At 67.0% G+C, this 22,386-nt stretch carries 14 protein-coding genes, 4 tRNA genes and 3 rRNA genes; 15 read left to right on the top strand and 6 right to left on the bottom strand.

Going from position 1 to position 22,386, the window contains the following annotated elements; genetic code table 11:
* Nucleotides 1-116: 116 nt before the first annotated feature.
* Both ACO229_RS22805 and ACO229_RS22810 read right to left on the bottom strand, forming a co-directional pair.
* Complete coding sequence (locus tag ACO229_RS22805) at nt 117-770, bottom strand: DUF6338 family protein (RefSeq protein WP_423462894.1); 654 nt, start codon at nt 768-770, stop codon at nt 117-119.
* A gap of 3 nt (nt 771-773) precedes the next feature.
* Complete coding sequence (locus ACO229_RS22810; RefSeq protein ID WP_423462895.1) at nt 774-962, bottom strand: hypothetical protein; 189 nt, start codon at nt 960-962, stop codon at nt 774-776.
* A 927-nt stretch (nt 963-1,889) separates the two neighbouring features.
* Here ACO229_RS22810 and ACO229_RS22815 point away from each other — a divergent pair.
* Complete coding sequence (locus ACO229_RS22815; protein ID WP_423462896.1) at nt 1,890-2,252, top strand: hypothetical protein; 363 nt, start codon at nt 1,890-1,892, stop codon at nt 2,250-2,252.
* Between the two features lie 102 nt (nt 2,253-2,354).
* On the opposite strand, the gene ACO229_RS22820 is transcribed toward ACO229_RS22815, so the two are convergent.
* Nucleotides 2,355-2,428: transfer RNA gene (locus ACO229_RS22820), tRNA-Gly, on the bottom strand.
* Nucleotides 2,429-2,701: 273 nt separating this feature from the next.
* Between ACO229_RS22820 and ACO229_RS22825 the strand changes: the two genes are divergently transcribed.
* From ACO229_RS22825 to ACO229_RS22835, 3 genes are all read left to right on the top strand, one after another.
* A complete protein-coding gene (locus ACO229_RS22825) occupies nt 2,702-3,022 on the top strand; it encodes a TM2 domain-containing protein (RefSeq protein ID WP_423462897.1) in 321 nt (106 codons plus the stop codon).
* A gap of 76 nt (nt 3,023-3,098) precedes the next feature.
* On the top strand, nt 3,099-3,674 hold the full coding sequence (gene dcd, locus ACO229_RS22830; protein WP_397411849.1) for a dCTP deaminase: 576 nt from the start codon (nt 3,099-3,101) through the stop codon (nt 3,672-3,674).
* 100 nt (nt 3,675-3,774) lie between these two features.
* Nucleotides 3,775-4,896 carry a hypothetical protein gene (locus ACO229_RS22835; RefSeq protein ID WP_397411847.1) on the top strand — a complete coding sequence of 374 codons (1,122 nt, stop codon included), beginning with the start codon at nt 3,775-3,777 and terminating at the stop codon, nt 4,894-4,896.
* Nucleotides 4,897-4,933: 37 nt separating this feature from the next.
* Here the strand turns inward: ACO229_RS22835 and ACO229_RS22840 are convergent, their stop codons facing one another.
* Complete coding sequence (locus tag ACO229_RS22840) at nt 4,934-5,572, bottom strand: bacterial proteasome activator family protein (RefSeq protein ID WP_397411845.1); 639 nt, start codon at nt 5,570-5,572, stop codon at nt 4,934-4,936.
* Nucleotides 5,573-5,666: 94 nt separating this feature from the next.
* A complete protein-coding gene (locus ACO229_RS22845; protein ID WP_423462898.1) occupies nt 5,667-6,644 on the bottom strand; it encodes an NAD(P)H-quinone oxidoreductase in 978 nt (325 codons plus the stop codon).
* Between the two features lie 143 nt (nt 6,645-6,787).
* Here ACO229_RS22845 and ACO229_RS22850 point away from each other — a divergent pair, with 143 nt between their 5' ends.
* From ACO229_RS22850 to ACO229_RS22870, 5 genes are all read left to right on the top strand, one after another.
* On the top strand, nt 6,788-10,885 hold the full coding sequence (locus tag ACO229_RS22850; RefSeq protein ID WP_423462899.1) for an ATP-binding protein: 4,098 nt from the start codon (nt 6,788-6,790) through the stop codon (nt 10,883-10,885).
* A 40-nt stretch (nt 10,886-10,925) separates the two neighbouring features.
* Nucleotides 10,926-11,375: a roadblock/LC7 domain-containing protein gene (locus ACO229_RS22855; protein ID WP_020017525.1), complete on the top strand. Its 450-nt coding sequence runs from the start codon at nt 10,926-10,928 to the stop codon at nt 11,373-11,375.
* 10 nt (nt 11,376-11,385) lie between these two features.
* Entirely contained in the window at nt 11,386-11,796 is a 411-nt protein-coding gene (locus tag ACO229_RS22860) for a DUF742 domain-containing protein (protein ID WP_119141442.1), read from the top strand.
* Nucleotides 11,797-11,968: 172 nt separating this feature from the next.
* Entirely contained in the window at nt 11,969-12,607 is a 639-nt protein-coding gene (locus ACO229_RS22865; RefSeq protein WP_397429516.1) for a GTP-binding protein, read from the top strand.
* 127 nt (nt 12,608-12,734) lie between these two features.
* Nucleotides 12,735-12,819, top strand: a tRNA-Ser gene (locus tag ACO229_RS22870).
* A 100-nt stretch (nt 12,820-12,919) separates the two neighbouring features.
* Here the strand turns inward: ACO229_RS22870 and ACO229_RS22875 are convergent.
* Complete coding sequence (locus ACO229_RS22875; protein ID WP_423462900.1) at nt 12,920-14,632, bottom strand: GMC oxidoreductase; 1,713 nt, start codon at nt 14,630-14,632, stop codon at nt 12,920-12,922.
* Between the two features lie 229 nt (nt 14,633-14,861).
* On the opposite strand from ACO229_RS22875, the gene ACO229_RS22880 reads away from it, so the two are divergent.
* The 6 genes from ACO229_RS22880 (at nt 14,862) to rrf (ending at nt 22,262) form a co-directional block, all read left to right on the top strand.
* Nucleotides 14,862-14,953, top strand: a tRNA-Ser gene (locus tag ACO229_RS22880).
* 201 nt (nt 14,954-15,154) lie between these two features.
* Nucleotides 15,155-15,227: transfer RNA gene (locus ACO229_RS22885), tRNA-Arg, on the top strand.
* 93 nt (nt 15,228-15,320) lie between these two features.
* The gene (locus ACO229_RS22890) at nt 15,321-16,025 is read left to right on the top strand and encodes an HAD family hydrolase (RefSeq protein ID WP_423462901.1); all 705 of its coding nucleotides are present in this window, start codon (nt 15,321-15,323) and stop codon (nt 16,023-16,025) included.
* Between the two features lie 742 nt (nt 16,026-16,767).
* Nucleotides 16,768-18,292, top strand: a 16S ribosomal RNA gene (locus tag ACO229_RS22895).
* 603 nt (nt 18,293-18,895) lie between these two features.
* A 23S ribosomal RNA gene (locus ACO229_RS22900) occupies nt 18,896-22,023 on the top strand.
* Between the two features lie 122 nt (nt 22,024-22,145).
* Nucleotides 22,146-22,262: ribosomal RNA gene (gene rrf / locus ACO229_RS22905) — 5S ribosomal RNA — on the top strand.
* Together the 16S, 23S and 5S rRNA genes form the textbook arrangement of a ribosomal RNA operon.
* Nucleotides 22,263-22,386 lie beyond the last annotated feature (124 nt).

Genomic DNA, 22,386 nt, shown 5'->3' on the forward strand with positions numbered 1-22,386 from the left:
GTAGGCTCGTCGCGGCGACATGCCTTATGCGCCGCGGCGAGCCGGAACGGCGTCGTCGTGTGTACCAGACCCGGCCGCACGCTCGCAGGCTGTCGGCCTCATGGCTACCCCGATGGTCAACAAGGCGTGTCCTTGAACGAAACGCCTATGCGGCGAATCTCCGGGCCGGGTATGACGAGGTAGGTGCGATCTAGTTCCTTCAGGTCCCCACCCTTGGGTTGGACCGCCAGCCCCGGCCCTTTCAGTGAGAGCTCCCGCTTCTCCAGGGACAGGTCCGTCGTGAAGTAGTGGATGTAACCCCATGCTTTGGAATCATCCGCGAGCCTGACCTCGACCCATGCGGCCTTGCCATCGGGCTTCGATGCCGAGAAGGCGAGGTGCCAGACGCTGGTTTTGGAGTATCTGCCGCCCGAATCGTCGAACCACTTTGCGAGAGCGGCTGCGACCAGCCAAGCGATAAGGCAAGCGAGTCCAACTTCGGCGAGGACCGACCACGCTACAAGCCAAAGGTGGTTGCCGACGTACACAGACTGGAGGCGTATCCACTCGGAGAGGTCAATGAGGGCTCCTGGCAGGGCTCTACTGACCAGTGCGAGGATCCAGATCGATGCTGTGGTGAAGACCAGACTCGTGATCGCGACCCGGCTAGCCTCGCGGAACGCGGTTTCTTCCAAGGCTGGCCGCGCGCGCTCCCGTAGGAACTGGAATAGCAACCCGGGCGCAACTAGCCCCAGAAACGCGTAGAGGGTGGCGAATCCCTCTGGAATCATGGGTTACACCCCGTCGTCGTAGTCGCCCTTGTCCTTGCCGGCAGGACCACCCGAGGCGGCGTTGCGGCCTTCCGACCCTGATGCGGCGACCGCCTTCTCAATCCTGGCTGCCTCTTCTGCCGCGTGCTTGGCCGCCTCCTCAGCACGTTTGGCCGCTTCTTCGGCTCTCTTTGCGGCGTCTTCGTCGCTCATCGGTAGTCGCCTCGCTTAGTTCGGTGCGTGCCAAGTTGCCCGCGTGTTCATTTCATGCTGCCACTCGGGCGGATCGGAGGCCCTCGGGCCCTGGGGTGACTTATTTCTTGGAGCGAACCCTGCACCTTGTCGCGAGCCGCGCCTATCCGGATAGTCGCCCTTAGTCGACAAACTCTGCGTTGACTACGGCGGGGCATGTCCACGGCTGGGTTTCCGCAGCCGAGTGACGCTCGGCCTTGATCGGAGCCTTGCGTTCGAGTCCACTTGGGCGGCTGGGAGCCGAAGATGCGTTCCTGCAGCTGTCCACGGCGCGGGACGTTCCACCATCACGGCCGCATGCGACTCCAGAAGCGATCAAAGCCACCTATGACTCCGGCGCGAGGTCCGGCACGTCCCAACTCATGCAGCCGAGCGTGCCCCACGCCGCGCGACCCGCGAGCGGCGGACGTCTGGGCTACTTCACCCCAGTTTCGTGCACCCATCTGGGTGAAGTTGCGGCTGTCAGTGCAGACTGGGACCAGCCGTTGCTGTTGGATATCAAGCATGCGGACCGTTCGCCGTGTTGCCGGATCATCCCGGACTGCAAGCACGCCGCGAAGCACAGCCGCCACGCACAGGTCGAATGTATGGGTCGCGGCCATCACAGGCCTCGTTGGCCTGGGGGGCGCCTTGATTGGTGGGGCCTTCACTCTGGCGGGGACTCGCGAAGCCGCCGAGGCGGAAGCGGCAATGCAGGAGCGGGATCTTCGGCGGGTTGCGTACACGGAGTACATCGACGCTCTGGACACCTATGCGACCGCTGCGGCGTCACGCTGGGATTCGTGCGTTGCCGGGACCGACAAAGGGGCGGCACCGAACGTGTCGTGTCATCCGTCACTCGCGGAGTACCAGAACACCAGGTACGTCTTCCAAGGCGAGATAAACGACATGGAGCTCATCGCCAGCGACGAGGCGTTGCAACTGGTGGATGAGATCGCGCGTACCTTGCCCACGTCGCAGGTTGGGTTGACAGGAGACGCACAAGATGGGCCGATCGCGCCGAGCGCTTTCACGTCCCTCTATCCGACTCTCCTCGCAGTCGCTGCTTGCGACACGTCACCCAATCCTCGTGAGAACTGCCCGGACGTGCGCGACTATGTTCGAAGCGGCTCTGGACTGAACTACACCGACCCCCTGCGCGAGAAGCTCGGCAGCGGGCCAGAGTCGTCGACGGCGACGCCACGGGATCTCACTGACCTCTATCGTCGGCTCATTGGCGGAGGACCTGAGGCGTCGACGGCGCCTGAATAGGCATCGCTTGGGGCCCGTTTGGGGCCCAAGCCCTTCCGGTGGGCCCTGGGAAACAACTTCGCCCCAGGACTGGATCTGCATCCTGACCTGGGGCTTCGTCTGTGGAGCGGGTGACGGGAATCGAACCCGCGCTGTCAGCTTGGGAAGCTGAAGTTCTACCATTGAACTACACCCGCATCGTCCGGTTCTGCCCGGGTATCTGCTGTTTGCGAATCCCGCTAGGGTTCCGCAACAGCGCCCCGTGAACCTGGCGCGCGACCTGATCATACCCAACCTCGCCCGGATGCCCGAACCGGTTCCCGTGCGAGTGTCGCCGAGCAGCCGGAGCAGCAGTGAGCGAGCACCCCAGCGAGAAGCCGACCGAGCCGATCTACCAGGAGACCAAGCCCCTCCCTCCGCGGCCGCCGCAGCCGCCGGAACCCGCGCAACCCGCACGCGAGACTCGTGCCATGCGGCCCTCGAAGCCCCCGGCGAACTACCAGCAGCAGTACGACTACGACCGCCCCACCCCGCCCCCGGCGCACGTCCCGGGCCGCAAGTCCCGGCTCACTGCAGGGTTGCTCGGGATCCTGCTCGGCGTGGTGGGCGCGCACCGGTTCTACCTGGGCTACAAGGGACTGGGCTGGGTCATGCTGCTGATCACCGCCGTGTCCCTCGGGAACGCGTGGTTCGTGCCCGCCATCTGGGGTGCCATCGAGGGCGTCCTGTTCCTCGTGATGCGCAAGGGCTACTGGTCGGTCGACGCGAAGCACCGGCCGCTCCAGTGGTGACCGGCGCCCGGTGACGCCCGCGGCGCCTCCCCGGGACGGGGCGGCGCCGCCCGGGGAGGCCCAGTACCGTAGCCGGGTGCTCCTCTCCGACCGTGACATCCTCGCCGAGCTCAAGGCCGACCGTGTGGTCCTCGACCCGTACGACGAGTCGATGCTGCAGCCGTCGAGCATCGACGTGCGCCTCGACAAGTTCTTCCGGCTCTTCGACAACCACAAGTACCCGTTCATCGACCCCGCCGCGGACCAGCCCGAGCTGACGCGCCTCGTGGAGGCGGACAACGGCGAGGCGTTCGTGCTGCACCCGGGCGAGTTCGTGCTGGGCAGCACCTACGAGACGGTCACCCTGCCCGACGACGTCGCCGCCCGCCTGGAGGGCAAGTCGTCCCTCGGCCGGCTGGGCCTGCTGACGCACTCCACGGCCGGGTTCATCGACCCCGGCTTCAGCGGGCACGTGACCCTGGAGCTGAGCAACGTCGCGACGCTGCCGATCAAGCTGTGGCCCGGGATGAAGATCGGCCAGCTCTGCTTCTTCCGGCTCTCCTCGGCCTCGGAGCACCCCTACGGTTCGGACCTCTACGGGTCCCGCTACCAGGGTCAGCGCGGCCCCACGGCGTCCCGCTCCGCGCAGAACTTCCACCGCACGGCGGTGTGACGGCCGCGGGCCGGGCGGGGCGTCCGGAAGGTCAGCGGCGGGAGGTAGGCTCCGGGTGCCCGGCACGGACCGGGCGATCCGGACGTCAGAAGGGACCCCGATGGCCTCTCCCCAGCTCCCGCTCCTGCCGCGCACGGCCGCGCAGGCACACCAGGCACGGCACGTCCTGACGGTGCCGGGTGACGTGGAGCTGGACGAGATCGAGGTCCTCGCGCTCTCCCGGTTCTCCGCCACCCGATGGGACGTGGTGCCGGCGGGCATCCTCCCGGGCAACGTGGCCGGCGCACCGCAGGGCCGCCGGGCACAGGGCAAGGAGGTCGGCGTGCTGCGGGTCTCGCGGCACGCGGTGATCAACGGCCCGTACCAGCCCGCCGGCGACGGCTTCGACCTCGGCGTCCCGCCGGGCGCCGCCATGGCCTTCGACATCGTCTGCCACCGCGAGCGCGGCGAGGTTCCCTTCCCGGGCGGTGGCGACCGCGACGGCGTCGGACGGGCCTTTGCCGGCGGCATGCCCGAACGTGAGGAGCGCCGCCTGGTCGAGTGGCTCGTCGCCGTGGCGCGTCGGCTGGGCGGTTCGCTCCGGCTGGACGTCGGCGGCCTGTGGGACGGCCCGGGCGGCCCGACGGCGCAGCCCGGCGCGGGAGTGGTCCTCACCCCGGACGCCGGCGCCGCCATCGACATGACCGTGTACTCCGACGTCTGGCTGGACCCGCAGGCCGCCCACACGATCCTGCAGCAGGTGCACCCGCGGGCCCGCCTCCACATGGAGGGCCAGGAGTGGGGCGGCCCGCCGAAGGGCATCGCCGACAAGCCGCTGTACCCGGGCGACCCGCTGGACCCGGACCTGCGCAAGCGGCTGCACGACGCCGCCGACGACTACGACATCAAGGCCCTGACCGGCCCCCGCGTGCTCGACGGGTACGGCCTGGTCGTGGAGCTCGGCGTCGACGGCATCGTGTCGATCGAGATCAGCGGTGAGGAGAAGCTGCCGCGCCTGCTGCGCGGCCTGCCGTGGGCGGAGCAGGGCGCGGTGCGCTACTGGGTGCACTGGGCACCGCACGACCTCGTCGAGTCGCAGCGCGAGTTCCCCGCCATGGAGCTGCGCGTCGCGCGCAAGCGCGCGGCCGAGCTGGTGGCCCGGCTGGCCGCGGCGATCCACGGCGCAGCCGGCGGCGAGATCGCCGACGAGGACGGGTTTCTCGTCGATCCCACCGACCTCTGACCGCCCCGTCCAGCGGTAGCGGTCCAGAAGTACAGGTTCAGAGGTACTGGCCGGGGGTCCGGCGCTCGCCGCCCTCGTCGTCCTGGGCACCCGGCAGGGTGGGGCCGCCCGGCCCGCCGGGGCCGAATGCGGCCGTACCGGGCGGCAGGGCGCGCCGCATCTGCGAGAGCTGCGCCTGGGCGGCCATCTGCTGGGCCACGAGGGCCGTCTGGATGCCGTGGAACAGACCCTCCAGCCAGCCCACGAGCTGTGCCTGGGCCACGCGGAGCTCGGCGTCCGACGGCGCGGAGTCGTCGGTGAACGGCAGCGTGATGCGGTGCAGCTCGTCGACCAGGTCCGGCGAGAGGCCGTCCTCCAGCTCGTGGATGGAGCGCTCGTGGATCTCGGCGAGCCGGGTGCGTGCCGCCTCGTCCAGCGGGGCGTCGCGGACCTCGTCGAGGAGCCGCTTGATCATGCCGCCGATCCGCATGACCTTGGCGGGCTCCTCCACCTGGCCCACCACGGCCTCCGCCTCGTCCACCTTCTCCTCCTCGGCGTGCTCGGCCGCACGGTCGGGCGGCACGGCCGCGCCGTCGGGGGTCACCACCTGGGGGTGCACCGGCGTCGGGCCGCCGGGGCGGCCGGGCGTGCCGGCAGATCGCTCGTCGGTCTCGGGGTTTGCTCGCTCGTCGGTCATGGACCCAGTCTTGCCTCATTCGGCTGACACCCGCACGGCATTCTGTGCGCCGGAACGAAATTACCGGCCATGCCTATATATAGGCATCGGTTGATCACGGAGTCAGGAGCACTTTGCCGAAGGCCTCTCCCGACTCCAGGAGGTCGTGGGCCGACTGCGCCTCGGCGAACGGGATGCGCGCGTGCACCACCGGCCGGGCGCGCCCGTCGGCGAACAGCGGCCACACGTGCTGTTCGGTGTCGGCGACGATGCGGGCCTTCTCCTCGGGCGGGCGCGAGCGCAGCAGCGTGCCGGTGACGGTGCCGCGCCGGGCCAGCAGCGCGCTGAGGTCGAGCTCCCCGCGCCGCCCCTGCTGCATCCCGATGACGACCAGGCGGCCGCCGCGGGCCAGCGTGCGGACGTTGGCGTCCAGGGCGCCCCCGCCGAGCAGGTCGAGCACGACGTCGGCGCCGCGCCCGTCCGTCGCGCGCAGCACCTCCTGCGTGAAGTCCTGCGTCCGGTGGTCGACGACGACGTCGGCACCGAGCTCCGCGCACCGGGCCGTGCGCTCGGGCCCGCCCGCCGTGGTGACCACGTGTGCGCCCAGTGCCTTGGCGACCTGGATCGCGATGGTGCCGATGCCCCCGGACCCGCCGTGGACCAGCACCCACTCGCCGGCGCGCAGCCGGCCGACGTCCACGAGGTTGTTCCAGACGGTGCAGGCCGCCTCGGGGAGAGCTGCGGCGTCCACCAGGTCGATGCCGTCGGGCACCGGGAGCACCTGCGTCTCGCGGACCACCGCCAGCTCTGCGTACCCGCCCCCTTCGAGGAGCGCGACCACCTGGTCTCCGACCCGCCAGCGCGACACGCCGCGCCCGACACGCTTGACTGTTCCGGATATCTCCAGACCCGGCCAGTCCGGGGCATTCGGCGGAGGGGGGTAGTATCCGGCCCGTTGGAGCAGGTCAGCGCGATTGACGCCAGCAGCGGCGACCTCGATCAGCACGTCGCTTTGGCCAGTATTCGGGTGATTCAGCGAGGAGAGGGAGAGTTTCCCTGAGGGCCCCGGTCCGGATATCGTGACGGCTCGCACATCGATGAAGCCTACTTCCGCGTGGCCTCACGAGGGTCGTCAGCGGGAACCGGGTGCCGGTAACTTGTACGCAGCACCGAGGGATGCGCGGCGGGCACCACGCACGCCACACCCTTCCGGATCAGTGATGGAGAGAGGTACGCATGTTCCGCAGGTTGGGAGTGCGCGGGAAAGTTCTTGCGACTCTGGTCACGCCTGCCGTCGTCCTGGTCATCGCAGCGGCGTACATCATCGGCCTCTCGGTGGCCGACGCGATGCGCGCGCAGCAGACAGCTGATCTCGTCGCCGCGCTCGAGTACCAGGACCAGGCAGGCACGGCGTTCGCGCAGGAGCGCGCGTACAACATCGTCGCGATGATCGACGACTCCGAGTCCGGTGACGGTGCCCGCCTCGCCCTGCTGCAGGGAACCCCGGAGATCGGGGAGGACGGCAAGCCGGTCACGGACAAGGACGGCAACCCGGTGTGGGCCGCCCCGGCGGCCCAGGCCCAGACGATCACGGCGCTCGACGCCCGCGACGACGAGCTGCTGGACATCGACATCTCGATGCTCGACCAGCGCGTCAAGGACGCCGTCACGCAGACCATCGAGGACCGCGCCGCCATCACCGACGTGCAGAAGAAGGTCGCCGAGGGCCGGCTCACGGAGCAGGTCGCGACCGACGCCTACGGCACGTACATCGACGGTGCGCTCGAGGTGATGGACGCCATCGCGGACACCTCCGAGGACCGCGACCTGGGTACCCGCCTCGAGGCCTACTACGCGATCGACCAGCTCATGCTGACCAACACGTACGAGCGGCCGATCGTCTCGCTGGCCCTGGGCATCTTCAACGCCTACCCCGACGACCAGGCCGAGGCCGCCTCCCGTTCGCTCGCGCTGCGCGCCGCGGACCTGGTCAACCTGGGTGACCGCGAGTGGGACAGCACGCAGGACCTCTTCGACCGCATCCCCGGCGACTACCAGGTGCCGGGGATGGACGGCGTCTACGGCACCGTGCGCGGGTACGTCGCGCGCGGCGACCTCGCCTCCATCCAGCCGGCCCAGGTGCAGGCGTTCCAGGACGAGTCCGCCAAGTGGGTCGAGGAGGGCCGCATCGTCCGCGACGCCGTCCGTGAGGACACGGCGGCCTTCGCCCAGGAGCGCGCCGACGTCGCCGCGAACCGCGCGTACCTCACCGGTGGCGTCGCGATCGCGGCCCTCGGCTTCTCGGTCATCATGGCCCTCGTCATCGCCCGTCGCCTGGTCTCCCCGCTGCGCCGCCTCACGCAGGCCGCCGGCGTGGTCCGTGACCGCCTCCCCACCCTGGTGGAGCAGGTGTCGGTGCCGGGCCAGGGCCCGAGCATCGACCTCGACCCGATCACCGTCGAGTCGTCGGACGAGATCGGTCAGCTCGCCGCGGCGTTCAACGACGTCAACCGCACCACGATCGACGTCGCCCGCGAGCAGGCCGCCCTGCGTGGCTCCATCGCCGAGATGTTCGTCAACGTGGCCCGCCGCGACCAGGTGCTGCTGAACCGGCAGCTCGCCTTCCTCGACGACCTCGAGCGGTCGGAGGAGGACCCGTCGACGCTGTCGAACCTGTTCCGCCTCGACCACCTCGCGACCCGGATGCGCCGCAACGCGGAGTCGCTGCTCGTCCTCGCCGGCATCGACTCCGGTCGTCGCGTGCGCCAGCCGATGCCGGTCTCCGACGTGATCCGTACCGCGTCCTCCGAGATCGAGCTGTACGACCGCGTGCGACTCAACCTCGTCGTCGACCCGATGATGCTGGGCCACAACGCGCTGAACGCCGCGCACCTTCTGGCCGAGCTCCTCGAGAACGCGACGATGTTCTCGGAGCCGCACACGCCGGTCGAGGTCACCACGGCGCGTGACGAGCAGTACGTCACCGTCGTGGTCCGCGACCACGGCCTCGGGATGAACCCCGAGGAGATCGCCGAGGCGAACCGCAAGGTGCTCAGCCACTCCGCGTCCGACGCCGTCGGCGCCCAGCGGCTCGGCCTCTACGTGGTGGGCCGCCTGTCCGACCGCCTCGGCGCCCAGGTGGCGTTCGGCGCGGGCGAGGGCGGTACCGGCACCGAGGTGACCGTCCGTTTCCCGGCGGTGCTGTTCATGCCGGACAACGCCATGCCGCTGCCGATGCCCACGGACCCGCTGGAGGCCAACACCCAGCAGGCCGCCTCGCAGTTCAACGGCCCGGTCGCCACCGGCCCCGGCACGGGTGCGATGCGTGGCGCGGGGGCGCCGACGAGCGGCTTCGGCTCGCCCGCCGTGACGTCGGCCGGCCCGGCCACGACGTCCGTACCCCAGCAGGGTCTGCCCGTCCCGACCGGCACGTCGCAGATCGCGGCCGCCGCGTTCGCGGCCCAGCCGGCACCCGTCGCCCAGCAGGTGGACATCGAGTCCCTCACGGACGGCACGACGGCGCTCGGCCTGGCCCGGCGCCGCAGCTCGACGGCGGCGCAGCCGGTCGCGGAGACCACACCGACCGGATCGATCGTCCTCCCGGAGATCCAGACGCCGTCGCTCCCGCAGGAGTACCAGGGTGACGACAACGCCTGGGCCCCGCCGTCGAACGTCTCCGAGGGCAGCTCGCTCCCCAGCCGGCAGCGTGCGCCGCAGCCGGCGGAGCCGGTGGCGCCGGTCTTCGAGGACACCACGCCCGCCGCGGTGGACGTGGACCAGCGCAGCGCCCTCTTCTCGAGCTTCCGCTCGCTGAGCACCATCGACCCGGCGGACGGCGGCGGCACCCAGTCGCTGCAGCTCGACCCGGTCACCCAGGACCCGGCCGCGCTGCCGGGGATGTCCGACACCGACGTGATGCGCTTCCCGGCCGCGAACGGCCCGCAGGCGCCGGCCCCGGCCCAGAGCTTCGGCCGGCAGGACCAGGGCGACCGAGGGCTGTCGCAGGGCTTCGGGGCCGAGGCTCCGGAAGGGCCCGACTCGTCCTTCGAGGCGCTGCCCGCGTTCGAGGAGCTCATGGCGGACCTCCCGAGCCGTCGCTCGACGGGTGCGTCCCCGCAGGGCGGCAAGCCCGCCCAGAAGCGTGGGCTGTTCGGCCGCCGGCCGGGTCAGCCCGCCACCGGCGAGCTGCGTGCCTACCAGCCGCAGGAGCGTCCGGCGTCGCGTCCGGTCCAGGCCGTGAGCGGTCCGGTGGCCGGCGTGCCGAGCTTCGGCGCCCCGGGCGTGGAGACGCAGAGCTTCCCGGCGCAGGGTTTCCAGGCGCCGGAGCAGCAGGACTTCTACGTCCCCAACCAGGCGCAGGACGTCTACGTCCCGAACCAGCCGCAGGACTTCCAGTCGCTGATCCAGCCGCAGGGCGCCCCCGCCTCGCAGGCGAGCGGCCCGAGGACCGGCGCCTTCCCGGCCCAGACCCCTGCCGCACCTCAGCCGCCCCTGGAGGACCCGACCTACCAGCGGGGCTACCAGGAGGGCTACCAGCGGGCGGTCCAGGAGTCGATGACGTCGGCGATGCCGTCGGTGCCCAGCGCACCCGCGGGCGGCACGGTGCCCGTGCCGACCGCGCAGACCGCGGCGCCGGCGCAGGGGACGAACCCGTTCGTCGACGCGGCCCCGCGTGCCGCGGCCGCTCCGGCCCCGGCGCCCCAGCAGGCGCCCACCTCGTTCGCGTCGGCGCCGGCCACCCAGGCCGTGCCGATGGCGACCGCGCAGCAGCCCGTCCAGTCCCCGGTCCGCGAGTTCAGCGAGCCGTACCCGACCGGCGCTGTGTACGACCCGACGTACGGTTCGCCGGCACCGCTCGCCAAGCGTGCCGCCGGTACGGACGGTGACGGCAAGGACCCACTCGACCCGGAGTACGTGCGGGACTCGGTGGAGGCTCGCTCGGAGTGGACGGCCTCGGCGGTTCTCTACGAGGAGATGACGAGCCTGCTTCGGCGGGGGGCATTCCAGGAAGATGACGTGAAGGAGAACGACTCGTACCGCCCGGCATCGGTCAGCGCCGAGAGCGTGGGCGGCGGTCTGACCCGTCGTACGCGTGGTGCCTCCGGCACCGGGGCGGACCCGACTGTCGAGCGCCTCTCAGCTCGCATCGATCGTGATCCCGAGCAGCTTCGCTCGCGTCTCTCGGCGTTCCAGTCGGCCACCGCGCGTGGCCGGTCGGAGTCGGTGGACGAGGGCAAGTCGGAGCACGAGAACGGCAAGAACGGCGATGGGGACTCGACGTGGGCACCCTCGACCGTGAATCATGTCCCTGACTCAGCGCCGCAGTCGCGGTGACCAAGACGCGTCTGTGGATTCTGACTAGGAGGAACAGAGAGTGACCCTCAGCACCGAAGCAACGAATTTCGGGTGGCTGCTCGACAACTTCGTGCGTACCGTTCCCGGCAGCCGGCACACGCTCGTGGTATCGGCAGACGGCCTGCTCATGGCGATGTCCGACCAGCTCGACCGCACCAGCGGCGATCAGCTCGCGGCAATCGTCTCGGGTATGTCAAGTCTTACGCGTGGAGCTTCCCGGCAGCTCAACGGCGGTAATGTCCGTCAGGCGATCATCGAGATGGACAACGGGTTCCTTTTCCTGATGAACGTCTCGAACGGGTCCGTGCTCGGCGTGGTCGCGGAGGCCACCTGCGACATCGGCCTCATCGGCTACGAGATGGCCCTCCTGGTGTCCCGCACCGAGGCCACGCTCACGCCGCAGCTCATCTCGGAGATGCGGGGCAGCCTCCCGGTCGATGGGCAGACCCGAGCAGCCAGCGTGGGATGAGGACTCGACCATGACGTACGCACCTTTCGGTTCCCAGGGGCAGGGGGACGTCCGTGAGACGTCCACCGTGCGTCCCTACGCGGTCACCGGAGGCCGGGTGCGGTCGGAGCTGTCCGACCTGCCGCTCGAGGCCCTCGTGGAGGTTCTTCCCGGCGCGGTCAGCAGCTACGGCCTGCCGCCCGAGAAGCGCGCGATCCTCCAGCACGCCGCGCACACGTACGTGTCGATCGCCGAGCTGTCGGCCCTCCTGCGTCTGCCCCTGGGGGTCGTCCGGATCCTGGTGGCGGACATGCAGGAGGAAGGGCACGTCACCGTGCACACCTCGACACCGGTTAACGTCCACACAGGCCACGGCAGCTCGAACTCGGGCCTGTCGCTGAGCGTCTTGGAGAGTGTTCTGAATGGCATTTCCGCCCTCTGACGGCGGGGCCCGCAGCGGCCCCAACTGGGCCCCGGTCTCGGGTAACGCCGGCACCGCGACGGCCTCCTCGAACACGCCTGCGCGCCAGAGCGTGCTCGGTGGTGGCGGCGGCGCCCCGGCGCCCACCGCGCAGGCATCCCGGCCCGCGCAGACCCAGCCCGCGCCGCCGGTGATGCAGCAGGCACCTGCCGGCACCGCGGGCGCGCAGCCCGCTCCCGGCGCGCAGCCCGCGTCCGAGCGCACGGCTCCGACGGTCGTCAAGATCGTCGTCGCCGGTGGCTTCGCCGTGGGCAAGACGACGTTCATCGGTTCCATCTCCGACGTCGAGCCGCTGAACACCGAGGCCGCCATGACCGAGCACTCGGTCGGCGTGGACGACGCGGGTGGTGTCACCGACCGCAAGACCACCACCACGGTGGCCATGGACTTCGGCCGCGTGGAGCTGCCGGGCAACCTGTGGCTGTACCTGTTCGGCACGCCGGGTCAGGACCGCTTCCTGTTCATGTGGGACGACCTGGTGCGCGGCGCGATCGGCGCCGTCGTCCTGGTGGACACGGACCGCCTGGAGCAGTGCTTCCCGGCGATCGACTACTTCGAGTCCCGCAACATCCCGTTCGTCGTGGGCGTGAACTGCTTCGACGGCGTGGCCAAGCACCGGCTCGAGGACGTGCGCGAGGCGCTCCAGATCCCCTCTCACGTGCCGATGCTGTACACCGACGCACGCTCGCGCGCGGCCACCAAGCAGACGCTCATCGCGCTGGTCCAGCTCGCGATGCGTCAGCTCCGGTCCGGCGCACAGGCGCAGGGCTGAGTCACTCTCCAGCACTTCGCGTACGGCGGGCCACCTTTCGAGGCGGCCCGCCGTCGCCGTCCGTGCTGGCGCTAGACTGTGTGGCCGCGCGGTCCTGTCGTCTGCACGGCGGACGCCGGGCGCGCGAGGAGGGCTGACAGAGCGGCCTAATGTGACGGTCTTGAAAACCGTTGTGCGGCAACGCACCGGGGGTTCGAATCCCTCGCCCTCCGCTCAGGAACGTCGACGTCACGGGGCGCCGGCCAGGGGGACTCGCCTCCGGGCCGGCGCCCTCTGTCGTCCAGACCGCTCCTGCGGGCTGGTCCCGACGATCTAGCTGATCCCGACGATGGGGAGCCGCAGCGCGGCCGGTGCCGCCTCGGGTACCACGGGCGCCGTCGGTCGCACCGGCCGGACGGGCACGTACGCGCCGCCCGGTGCGGGCCGGGCGTCCGGCTCACCGGCGTTCGGCCACAGCGCGCACGCGCGCTCCGCCTGCGCCGTGATGGTCAGCGAAGGGTTCACCCCGAGGTTCGCCGTCACCGCCGAACCGTCCATCACGTGCAGCCCCTCGTGCCCGAACACCCGCAGGTACGGGTCGACGACGCCGCTCTCCGCGTCCGACCCGATCGCGCAGCCGCCGAGGATGTGCGCGGTGAGCGGGATGTTGAACGGGTCGCCGATCGTGCCGCCCGCGATGCCCTCGACACCGTCGTCACCCAGCTTGTCGGCCATCCGCCGCACCGCCTCGTGCCCCTCCGGGATCCAGCTCGGGTTCGGCACCCCGGTGCCCTGCCGCGACGTCATGAAGCGTCCGAAGGGTGACCGCCTGGTGAGGGTGACGAGCGAGTTGTCCTGGGCCTGCATGACCAGGGCGATGACGGTCCGCTCCGACCAGCGGCGCCAGTCCAGCAGCACCGGCAGCCATCTCAGGTTCTTGCCCATCTCGCCGAGCCAGCGCACGAAGCGGTGCGGTCCGCCGTCCACGAGGATGTGCTGGAGGGCCGCCATGACGTTGGACCCGTGCCCGTACCGCACGGGCTCGATGTGCGTGCTCTCGTTCGGGTAGAACGACGACGTGATGGCCACCCCGCGGGAGTAGTCGGTCGAGCCGACCTTGGGCGTCATCGCCCCCAGCAGCGCCTCGGAGTTCGTGCGCGTGAGATGCCCGAGCCGGGCCGACAGCCGCGGCAGCGTGCCGGCGTCCTTCATGGCGTGCAGCAGCCGCTGCGTCCCGAGCGTGCCGGCCGCGAAGACCACCTGCCGCGCGGTGAACCGTCGTCCGCCGGCCCACCGCCTCCCGGTACGGTGCGTGCGCACCTCGTACCCGTCGCCGTCCAGCGGCCGCACGACGTCGGCCGTGGTCAGCGGGTGCACCGTGGCGCCCGCCTGTTCCGCGAGATAGAGATAGTTCTTCACCAGGGTGTTCTTGGCGCCGTGGCGGCAGCCGGTCATGCACTCGCCGCACTCCGTGCAGCCGGACCGCTCGGGACCCACGCCGCCGAAGAACGGATCGGGGTCCCGGCGTCCCGGTGTCGGTGCCTCGGCCCCGCCGGGCCCGAAGTAGACGCCGACGCGGGTGGGCCGGAAGGTGTGCCCCACGCCCATGTCGTCGGCCACGCCGCGGACGATCTCGTCGGCCGGGGACCGCCCGTGGTACCGCACCACGCCGAGCATGCGCTCCGCCTGGTCGTAGTACGGCGCGAGCTCGGACTTCCAGTCGGTGATGTGGGACCACGCGGTGTCGGCGTAGAACGGGTCCAGGGGCCGGTAGAGCGTGTTGGCGTACACCAGCGACCCACCGCCGACGCCTGCGCCCGTGAGGCACAGGACGTTGCGCAGCAGGCGGACCCGCTGGATCCCGTAGCAGCCGAGCGCGGGAGCCCACAGGAACTGCTTGAGGTGCCAGGAGTTCTTCGCGAACTCGTGGTCCTCGAACCTGCGGCCGGCCTCGAGCACGCCGACGCGGTAGCCCTTCTCCGTGAGCCGGAGGGCGGCGACGCTGCCGCCGAAACCGGATCCGATGACCAAGACGTCGTAGTCCATGTCCGCGAATGTACCCGCTATTGACGCCAGGTGAAATATGCCGGGTGGGAATTCTCGCACGGCTTCCGCGGGCCGGTCGCTCCGGCGTGCGCGCGGTCGAGGAACCGCAGGATGACGCGGTTCCGGAGCGCGCAGCAGTACTGATCGGCCCTCCGCTTTGCTCAGGCCGCCGTGCGGCAGGTACCCTGGGCCGCGCGGCATCGCCCTGTCTGGGCGTGGGGTGTCGCGAGGAGACGTCGCATAGTCAGGTCTAGTGCGCCACCCTGCTAAGGTGGTAACGGGGCAACCCGTTCGAGGGTTCAAATCCCTCCGTCTCCGCCAGGAAGGTCCCGGCCGCGCGTGACGCCCGGGGCCTTTTCTGTCGGAACTCTCGTGCGACTCGTCGGGCGGTGGTTCCGGACGGTCTGTGACGGAGTTCTCTCCGGGAAGCGCGGTTTGAGTTTGGGCCCGCGCCGAACAGGCGGTAGTGTTCTCGTCGGTCGGCCGCACGAGCGGCGAACCGACAGTCGTGCAGTACAGCAGGCGCCCGTAGCTCAACGGATAGAGCATCTGACTACGGATCAGAAGGTTGGGGGTTCGAATCCCTCCGGGCGCACATCAGGAACGAGGCCCCGGCCGGCGGAGATGCTGGCCGGGGCCTCGTCGTTGTCCGACGGTTCGCCGGACGAGCGGGTGACACAGTGTCTCGGTGATCGATGCCGCCCAGCTCCTCGACGACTCGGCCGCCGTCCTGCTCGACTTCGACGGCCCGGTCACCGCACTGCTGCCCAGGCCGGTCAACCTGCACGTCGCCGATGCCGGTCGTCGCGCCCTCCAGGCCTGCGGTATCGCGGTACCCGCCGCCGTCGCGACGACGTCCGACCACCTCGCTGTGATCCGCTGGACAGGGAAGCACGCGCGTGAGGCGCTCGGCGCCGTGGACGATGCGTGCGCGACCGCGGAGACGGCTTCGGCCCGGACGTGCGCACCGACGTCGGGGGCGAACGCACTCCTCGCCGCGCTCGACGGTGTCGGTGTCCCGGTGGTCGTCGTCAGCAACAACGCCGCGGCGGCGATCCACGCCTACCTCGAACGGCATGGCCTGACCTCGTGGGTGCGCGACGTCGTCGGCCGGCCTGCCGTGCGGCCGGACCTGATGAAGCCGCATCCGCACACGGTCGAGCGCGCGCTGACGATCGCCGGGGCCGGCGCGCGGCGAGCGGTCCTGATCGGTGACTCGGTGTCCGACATCGAGGTCGCCAGGGCAACGGGCGTCCGCTCCATCGGCTACGCCACGACGCGACGACGCGGGATCGAGCTGCGGCGAGCGGGTGCCGATGCCGTCACGGACGACATCGGTGCGCTGGTCCCGGGGGGATCGGCGCAGCAAGGGCGAGCGGTGGGTGATCGCTGAGGCATCGCCGGCGTGTTCAGGGGCTCCCGGCGAGTGCCCTGCGGTGCGAGCCGACGTTCAGGGGCGAGTCTGGCGAAATCTGAATCAAAGATTACGAAGACATGGCCGAGCGAGAGGGTTCTTGGTCGATCACAGGCCGACGAGCCGCGTCGGAGCGCGCCGACGGCGGTTCGGCAGGCCTCTGGACCGCCCCGACCTGAGAGCTTCTTGGAAAAACAGCCGGTGAACAGCGCCTCTGTGTCCGCTGTCACGGACCCTGGCTTTGACGCACCCCAGCGGCTGACGTAGTGTTCTGGATGTCAGCCCGACGGGCCGACGGACACGAGGGGCCGGAAACGGACCGAGTGGCCGCGCCGGGGCTGGATCCCATCTCTGATGCAGAGCAGTTCACACTGCTCTGTGGGATATCAGATGCGGGTCCTACTGCAACGAGTAGTTCTTCAGGAACTGCGAGTTTGCGAGGCGGATTCGGACCTGGTAAGTTGAAGAGGTTGCCCCAGATGGGGTCAGCATCCACAGGATGATGACTGCAACGGTGTGCGTCGGTTGTTTGAGAACTCAACAGTGTGCTTGATAGTCAATGCCAATTATTTGACTCTCTTGTTTCGGATCGTGCTGCTGGATGGTGGTGTGGTTCGGGGTGATGGGGGTTGTTTTTGGATCGGATCATTGAAACCAGTTTGGTTTTGATCTGGCCGGTATCATTGTTCGCGCTCACGTGAGTGGGTGTGGATGTTTCTCTTTTACGGAGAGTTTGATCCTGGCTCAGGACGAACGCTGGTGGCGTGCTTAACACATGCAAGTCGAACGGTGAAGCTCCTGCTTGCAGGGGTGGATCAGTGGCGAACGGGTGAGTAACACGTGAGCAACCTGCCCTCCACTTCGGGATAAGCCTTGGAAACGGGGTCTAATACCGGATATGAGCACTCACTGCATGGTGGGTGTTGGAAAGTTTTTCGGTGGGGGATGGGCTCGCGGCCTATCAGCTTGTTGGTGGGGTAATGGCCTACCAAGGCGTCGACGGGTAGCCGGCCTGAGAGGGCGACCGGCCACACTGGGACTGAGACACGGCCCAGACTCCTACGGGAGGCAGCAGTGGGGAATATTGCACAATGGGCGAAAGCCTGATGCAGCGACGCCACGTGAGGGATGACGGCCTTCGGGTTGTAAACCTCTTTCAGCAGGGAAGAAGCGCAAGTGACGGTACCTGCAGAAGAAGCGCCGGCTAACTACGTGCCAGCAGCCGCGGTAATACGTAGGGCGCAAGCGTTGTCCGGAATTATTGGGCGTAAAGAGCTCGTAGGCGGTCTGTCGCGTCTGGTGTGAAATCTCATGGCTCAACTGTGAGCTTGCATCGGGTACGGGCAGACTGGAGTGCTGTAGGGGAGACTGGAATTCCTGGTGTAGCGGTGGAATGCGCAGATATCAGGAGGAACACCGATGGCGAAGGCAGGTCTCTGGGCAGTTACTGACGCTGAGGAGCGAAAGCATGGGGAGCGAACAGGATTAGATACCCTGGTAGTCCATGCCGTAAACGTTGGGCACTAGGTGTGGGGCCAGTTCCACTGGTTCTGTGCCGTAGCTAACGCATTAAGTGCCCCGCCTGGGGAGTACGGCCGCAAGGCTAAAACTCAAAGGAATTGACGGGGGCCCGCACAAGCGGCGGAGCATGCGGATTAATTCGATGCAACGCGAAGAACCTTACCAAGGCTTGACATGTACGAGAAAGCCCCAGAGATGGGGTTCTCTTTGGACACTCGTACACAGGTGGTGCATGGTTGTCGTCAGCTCGTGTCGTGAGATGTTGGGTTAAGTCCCGCAACGAGCGCAACCCTTGTCTCATGTTGCCAGCGGGTTATGCCGGGGACTCATGGGAGACTGCCGGGGTCAACTCGGAGGAAGGTGGGGATGACGTCAAATCATCATGCCCCTTATGTCTTGGGCTTCACGCATGCTACAATGGCCGGTACAGAGGGCTGCGATACCGTGAGGTGGAGCGAATCCCAAAAAGCCGGTCTCAGTTCGGATCGGGGTCTGCAACTCGACCCCGTGAAGTCGGAGTCGCTAGTAATCGCAGATCAGCAACGCTGCGGTGAATACGTTCCCGGGCCTTGTACACACCGCCCGTCAAGTCACGAAAGTTGGTAACACCCGAAGCTCACGGCCCAACCCCTTGTGGGAGGGAGTGGTCGAAGGTGGGACTGGCGATTGGGACTAAGTCGTAACAAGGTAGCCGTACCGGAAGGTGCGGCTGGATCACCTCCTTTCTAAGGAGCTCATCTCCATCAGGCCCCGGGAAGCCGGGGATGCCGTGCTGGCTCGTGGGTTCGTCCCTGGGCTGGTGGGTGCTGGTGGCAGAGGCCAGGCCCAGGCCGTGCGCGTCTGGGGTGGTTGCTCATGGGTGGAACATTGACGAAGAGTCACCGTGCTGGTGGCTGCTGCTAGTACGCCTGGTTGGTGGGGGGCTTGTCTCCTTGCTGGGTGGGTTGGAACGTGGTGGTCGCAGGTGGTGGTGGCTTGCTGAGCACACTGTTGGGTCCTGAGGCAACCGGCTGCCTCATGCGCCACGAGCTTGTCCCTTCGGGGGTCTTGTCCCTTCGGGGTGGGTGAGTGGGGTGTGTGGGGGACGGGTTGTTTCTGACTGGACACGGGTCACTGAGTGGCACTTCAGACCAGCCGGCGTGCCGGTGGTGGTGGGTGCGGGTCGCTCTGGTGGGTTCGTCCGTTGCTTGAGAACTGCATAGTGGACGCGAGCATCTTTGAATGTTTCCAAGACTGCTTGGCGATGGTCTGGCTGGCAGGGCCTTTTGGGTCGTGTGGGTCGGGGTGTTGTCGGGTGTGTTGTCTTGGTTTCTGTGATTGTAGTGTTGCCGAAAGTTTTTAAGGGCACATTGGTGGATGCCTTGGCACTAGGAGCCGAAGAAGGACGTTGTAGCCTGCGATAATCCTCGGGGAGTTGGCAGACGAGCTGTGATCCGAGGGTCTCCGAATGGGGGAACCCAGCCGAAGTCATGTTCGGTTACCCGCGCTTGAATGTATAGGGCGTGTGGAGGGAACGTCGGGAAGTGAAACATCTCAGTACCGACAGGAAGAGATATTCCGTGAGTAGTGGCGAGCGAAAGCGGATGAGGCCAAACCGTATGCGTGTCAAGCTGTCAGGCGTTGCGTGTGCGGGGTTGTGGGACCTTCCGGGAAGATCTGACAGTCTTCCGGCCAGTGAGAAAGTCGTGTCATAGTCGAACCGGGTTGAATACCGGACCGTAGTGGGTGGGAGTCCCGTAGACGAAATGGTGCGGCCTGGTGGAGGGGATCCCAAGTAGCACGGGGCCCGTGAAATCTCGTGTGAATCTGGCAAGACCACTTGCTAAGCCTAAATACTACCTAGTGACCGATAGCGGACAAGTACCGTGAGGGAAAGGTGAAAAGTACCCCGGGAGGGGAGTGAAATAGTACCTGAAACCATGTGCCTACAATCCGTCGGAGCCTCCTTGGTAGGGGTGACGGCGTGCCTTTTGAAGAATGAGCCTGCGAGTTAGTGCTCGGTGGCGAGGTTAACCCGTGTGGGGTATCCGTAGCGAAAGCGAGTCCGAAGAGGGCGTTTGAGTCGCCGGGTCTAGACCCGAAGCGAAGTGATCTAGCCATGGGCAGGTTGAAGCGCCGGTAAGACGGCGTGGAGGACCGAACCCACCAGGGTTGAAAACCTGGGGGATGACCTGTGGTTAGGGGTGAAAGGCCAATCAAACTTCGTGATAGCTGGTTCTCCCCGAAATGCATTTAGGTGCAGCGTCGCGTGTTTCTTGCCGGAGGTAGAGCTACTGGATGGCTAATGGGCCTCACCAGGTTACTGACGTCAGCCAAACTCCGAATGCCGGTAAGTTTAAGCGTGGCAGTGAGACTGCGGGGGATAAGCTCCGTGGTCGAGAGGGAAACAGCCCAGATCACCGGCTAAGGCCCCTAAGCGTGTGCTCAGTGGGAAAGGATGTGGAGTTGCACAGACAACCAGGAGGTTGGCTTAGAAGCAGCCACCCTTGAAAGAGTGCGTAATAGCTCACTGGTCAAGTGATTCCGCGCCGACAATGTAGCGGGGCTCAAGCACACCGCCGAAGCCGTGGCACTCACATTGCGTTTGATCGCAAGCCCAGCATGCGCCCTTGTGGTGTGTGTTCAGGTGTGTGGGTGGGTAGGGGAGCGTCGTGTGGGCAGTGAAGTCGCAGGGTGACCTAGCGGTGGAGCCTACACGAGTGAGAATGCAGGCATGAGTAGCGAATGACGGGTGTGAATCCCGTCCGCCGAATGACCAAGGGTTCCAGGGCCAGGTTCATCCGCCCTGGGTAAGTCGGGACCTAAGGCGAGGCCGACAGGCGTAGTCGATGGACAAGGAGTTGATATTCTCCTACCGGCGAAGTACCGCCCATACCGAGCCCGGTGATACTAACCACCCCAAGCCACCGCCGAGACCTTCGGGTCTCACTGGTGGGGCGGCGTGGGACCTGATCCGGTAGTAGGTAAGCGTGTTAACAGGGGTGACGCAGGAAGGTAGCCAGGCGTGGCGATGGTTGTCCATGTCCAAGGTCGTAGCCCGACACCTAGGCAAATCCGGGTGTCGTTGAGGGTGAGAGCTGATAGAGACCGTGTATGCGGGAATCTGGTGATCCTATGCTGCCTAGAAAAGCCTCGACGCGAGGGACTAGCCGCCCGTACCCTAAACCGACTCAGGTGGTCAGGTAGAGAATACTAAGGCGATCGAGTGAATCGTGGTTAAGGAACTCGGCAAAATGCCCCCGTAACTTCGGGAGAAGGGGGGCCTGAACCGTTAACCCACTTGCTGGGGGATGCGGGGAGGGCCGCAGAGACCAGGGAGAAGCGACTGTTTACTAAAAACACAGGTCCGTGCGAAGTCGCAAGACGATGTATACGGACTGACGCCTGCCCGGTGCTGGAAGGTTAAGAGGACGGGTCAGCTTCGGCGAAGCCCAGAATTTAAGCCCCAGTAAACGGCGGTGGTAACTATAACCATCCTAAGGTAGCGAAATTCCTTGTCGGGTAAGTTCCGACCTGCACGAATGGCGTAACGACTTCTCCGCTGTCTCAACCGCGAACTCGGCGAAATTGCAGTACGAGTAAAGATGCTCGTTACGCGCAGCAGGACGGAAAGACCCCGGGACCTTTACTATAGCTTGGTATTGGTGTTCGGTGCGGTTTGTGTAGGATAGGTGGGAGACTGTGAAGCTCGGGCGCCAGCTCGGGTGGAGTCATTGTTGAAATACCACTCTGATCGCTTCGGATGTCTAACCTCGGTCCGTGATCCGGATCAGGGACAGTGCCTGGTGGGTAGTTTAACTGGGGCGGTTGCCTCCTAAAATGTAACGGAGGCGCTCAAAGGTTCCCTCAGCCTGGTTGGTAATCAGGTGTCGAGTGCAAGTGCACAAGGGAGCTTGACTGTGAGACTGACAGGTCGAGCAGGGACGAAAGTCGGAACTAGTGATCCGGCGGTGGCTTGTGGAAGCGCCGTCGCTCAACGGATAAAAGGTACCCCGGGGATAACAGGCTGATCTTGCCCAAGAGTCCATATCGACGGCATGGTTTGGCACCTCGATGTCGGCTCGTCGCATCCTGGGGCTGGAGTAGGTCCCAAGGGTTGGGCTGTTCGCCCATTAAAGCGGTACGCGAGCTGGGTTTAGAACGTCGTGAGACAGTTCGGTCCCTATCCGCTGCGCGCGTAGGAAACTTGAGAAGGGCTGTCCCTAGTACGAGAGGACCGGGACGGACGAACCTCTGGTGTGCCAGTTGTTCCGCCAGGAGCATGGCTGGTTGGCTACGTTCGGAAGGGATAACCGCTGAAAGCATCTAAGCGGGAAGCCTGCTTCGAGATGAGGTTTCCATACACCTTGTGTGTGGGAGGCGCCCAGCAGACTACTGGGTTGATAGGCCGGATGTGGAAGCAAGGACTGAAGACTTGTGGAGCTGACCGGTACTAACTTGCCGATAACTTTCTCAACACTCAAATTCTTTCAAGCCAGTTTACTGGTGTGTGTGTTCGCGTCCACTGTGCGGTTCCCGAGTCACGGGCACCAACCCCCCTCTTGTTTGTGGTGTGGGGTTGCCTGGTCTCGATAGTGTTTCGGTGGTCATAGCGTGGGGGAAACGCCCGGTCCCATTCCGAACCCGGAAGCTTAGCCTCATAGCGCCGATGGTACTGCCCTGGAGACGGGGTGGGAGAGTAGGACGCCGCCGGACAACCATTCAGCGTCAGGGGATGAACCCCCGGACCACCCCCTGCTGGGGGTGGCCGGGAGCGGTTCATCCCCTGACGCATTTCTATGCCCTGAACAGAGCGCCCCCCAACAGAGCTGCGACCCTC

This window comes from Promicromonospora sp. MS192 (assembly GCF_049532985.1).
Classification (GTDB): Bacteria; Actinomycetota; Actinomycetes; order Actinomycetales; family Cellulomonadaceae; genus Promicromonospora.

Excerpts from the sequence above, each read along its gene's own strand:
- ACO229_RS22810 (WP_423462895.1), bottom strand. The coding sequence starts at position 962 with ATGAGCGACGAAGACGCCGCAAAGAGAGCCGAAGAAGCGGCCAAACGT.
- ACO229_RS22835 (WP_397411847.1), top strand. The coding sequence starts at position 3,775 with ATGGCCTCTCCCCAGCTCCCGCTCCTGCCGCGCACGGCCGCGCAGGCA.
- ACO229_RS22805 (WP_423462894.1), bottom strand. The coding sequence starts at position 770 with ATGATTCCAGAGGGATTCGCCACCCTCTACGCGTTTCTGGGGCTAGTT.
- ACO229_RS22860 (WP_119141442.1), top strand. The coding sequence starts at position 11,386 with ATGACGTACGCACCTTTCGGTTCCCAGGGGCAGGGGGACGTCCGTGAG.
- ACO229_RS22840 (WP_397411845.1), bottom strand. The coding sequence starts at position 5,572 with ATGACCGACGAGCGAGCAAACCCCGAGACCGACGAGCGATCTGCCGGC.
- ACO229_RS22865 (WP_397429516.1), top strand. The coding sequence starts at position 11,969 with ATGCAGCAGGCACCTGCCGGCACCGCGGGCGCGCAGCCCGCTCCCGGC.
- ACO229_RS22850 (WP_423462899.1), top strand. The coding sequence starts at position 6,788 with ATGTTCCGCAGGTTGGGAGTGCGCGGGAAAGTTCTTGCGACTCTGGTC.
- ACO229_RS22825 (WP_423462897.1), top strand. The coding sequence starts at position 2,702 with ATGCGGCCCTCGAAGCCCCCGGCGAACTACCAGCAGCAGTACGACTAC.
- ACO229_RS22875 (WP_423462900.1), bottom strand. The coding sequence starts at position 14,632 with ATGGACTACGACGTCTTGGTCATCGGATCCGGTTTCGGCGGCAGCGTC.
- ACO229_RS22815 (WP_423462896.1), top strand. The coding sequence starts at position 1,890 with ATGGAGCTCATCGCCAGCGACGAGGCGTTGCAACTGGTGGATGAGATC.